A 2,461-nucleotide genomic window follows, 5' to 3' on the forward strand; every position below is an offset into this window, starting at 1 on the left:
GGTGGGGCATGTATCGTGGGGATTGAATGGAACCGCTATGGCGGTATCGGTGTGTGATGTGACGTCGAAGGCTCCCATCTGACAGGGCTGGTTTCCCGACCACCCGACAGACAGGAGGCCCACGATGGCCGAGATGAGCCCCCCTGCGTCGCCGCACGATCCTTATCGAAATTCATAAACGGATGGGATGCCTTTATAGCAATCGGTTAGCATTCATTTATTCATTCAGTATGCTCATCAGGCCGCGTTCACCATCCATTCAATCTGGAAGAGGCGTCGGAGATGACGGGTGACCTACGTAAACGATGTGTTTTTGACGGTCAACGGCTATACCGAATCCGAATTGTCACAGCAGTCTGAAAATCTTAGCCGCGAGGTTGATGGCTTTATCGCCCGAATTGGCGGGCGGTAAGCGATAAGGTCCATGGAGATTTTGCTGAATGACAGAAGAATGCCAGATCGCTGGATGGTCAGACGCTTTCTCTGTCGGGAATGCTGCGATTGACAGCGATCACAAGGCATTCTTTGAAATTGCCAATTTACTCAAGGACGTCGTTTTCGAGGCAGCAGAAAGCAAATTCGTAATCGAAAGTGCTTTGGCTATGCTCGAAGAATATGTCGCAGGGCACTTTCTCCGTGAAGAAAAGGCCATGGCTAAAATTGGATTTCAACACTTTGACGATCATCGTGCAAAGCACTTTGCCTTCAATCGAAAAATTAATGAGGTGATCAGGCTATATCGTGGCGGAAGTTTGTCCGTTGCGGAGAAGCTGCACGATCTTGTCCTTAAGTGGCTTGCAAGTCACATTATGAATGAGGACATGAAGTTCAAGTCATTGTTGACTGATGACGTCGTTGATCAGAGGCCGCTTGCGTATCTTGCTCTCGACGCTCTTGAGAATGAGGAGCCTGAAAAAGTTGCCGTTCCTAATGCCATTGTGCATGCCAAGGTTAAATTAGATTACTCTAAAATAACAGCATTAATTTGCGAGCCAAGCAGCACAATTCGATCTGGAATACGGTTTACACTAAATGAAATTGGAATCACAAATATAGAGGAGTCGAATAATTTTATTGCCATTGATGAATCATGCAAAAATGGTGGCTTCCAGATTGTTGTCATGGATGCTGTGCTTGATGGGAATGACTCGGCGTATTTCATTCGCCAAATCAGATCTTTGCAGACAAATAGCGATCCATTCGTATTGACGGTTCTTCTCCTTTCATCAAGAGATGAAGTGGCGGTTCGTAGTGCCATGTCGTCAGGAACAGATTCCGTGCTTCTTATTCCATTCTCATCCGGCCAATTGAGAGATCAGATTGTTGGTCATGTAGAAAGGCGGAGGCCATTTATCGTCACCCAAGATTATATTGGTCCTGAACGCCGAAATGAAAGTCGTCCTGGTTGTGCCTCGGCCCCACAAATCATAGTCCCTAATCCGGTCGAGGCGTTAGGGCGAGGCATTCCAATGGAGCAGTATGAATCCAAAAAAAATGAAGCCATTCAAGTTATAGTAAATTATCGTCTGAAAAGTCTTGCTGGAGCCATAATTTTTGAATGTAACTCTTTAGCGGCTGGCATGCGTGACGGGTTAGCTACAAATGAAAGAACTTTTCGCAGCCTAACAAGGCTTGAAGGTATTGCTGATGAGTTAGCAGAGAAAATTCGAAAATTCACCGGAGCGAAATCCTATTCTGTTGAAACTTTCCGAGATAGATGTCGGGAATTGAAGGGTGGAGTTGACAAAATCACCTACGCTGATGTGGAGGAACTTTCAGTATCCGGCAAGAAGGTATCGGAAAGCTATATGTCACGCTGAATCGGGGGCCAGTCTCGGCATTGCTCTTTATCCAGATGACTCAACTGAGTCTATGGATTTGATTGATAAGGCGGATAGGGCGATGTACTTGGCAAAACGAACCGGTGGGGTGTGCCTCTTTCCAGATATTTTGTGGGAAATTGAGAACTCTTGAGGAGGCAAATCGACGGCACATTACGCCCCACCCAATTTGGCTGAATTCGGCATTTGTTCGCTGAAAGTGGGAAATGTGCGACGGTCTTCGATATGCTTCGCCCCGGAAGCCGGTATCGTGACTTCCCTCGCCGCTGCACCGCAAAAGATCGTTGCTGCGTTAATTGTTATTTAACCCGAACTCATTCGGAGGTATTGTTTTTTACGCCATTAGTATGATGGTGCCCCGTGTAAGGCGGGGAAGGAGTCCGAGATGTGCGACACCTTAGCCGAAGCCCCCATGGCGATCAGGGAGGCCGTAATTCCGATCCTGTATGAGATGGAATTTCCCAACATGATGGCCTGTTACGGCTACTTGCTGGAACGCGGTACGAATCGCGGTGTGTTAACAGGCATTCGGCAATGGATAAACGAGAAATGCCATTTCTGTGATGTCTGTGGCCGACTGGAGAATCCGCCAAGTTAGGTGCTTGGCAGCGATCACCCGA

Annotated in this window: 3 protein-coding genes; all 3 read left to right on the plus strand. The window is 47.5% G+C overall.

What is annotated here, in order from left to right:
* Nucleotides 1–289: 289 nt before the first annotated feature.
* Genes H261_RS26605 through H261_RS25240 form a run of 3 tightly spaced genes read left to right on the plus strand, consistent with a single transcriptional unit; the run spans nt 290 to nt 1,974 of the window.
* Nucleotides 290–412: a hypothetical protein gene (locus tag H261_RS26605; protein ID WP_268743971.1), complete on the plus strand. Its 123-nt coding sequence runs from the start codon at nt 290–292 to the stop codon at nt 410–412.
* Between the two features lie 28 nt (nt 413–440).
* Nucleotides 441–1,820, plus strand: coding sequence for a bacteriohemerythrin (locus H261_RS24415; RefSeq protein WP_081609048.1), 1,380 nt, complete (start codon nt 441–443; stop codon nt 1,818–1,820).
* On the plus strand, nt 1,762–1,974 hold the full coding sequence (locus H261_RS25240) for a diguanylate cyclase domain-containing protein (RefSeq protein ID WP_152427086.1): 213 nt from the start codon (nt 1,762–1,764) through the stop codon (nt 1,972–1,974). The genes H261_RS24415 and H261_RS25240 overlap by 59 nt, the downstream gene beginning before the upstream one ends.
* Nucleotides 1,975–2,461 lie beyond the last annotated feature (487 nt).

The sequence above is a fragment of the Paramagnetospirillum caucaseum genome, from assembly GCF_000342045.1.
GTDB classification, from domain to species: Bacteria; Pseudomonadota; Alphaproteobacteria; order Rhodospirillales; family Magnetospirillaceae; genus Phaeospirillum; species Phaeospirillum caucaseum.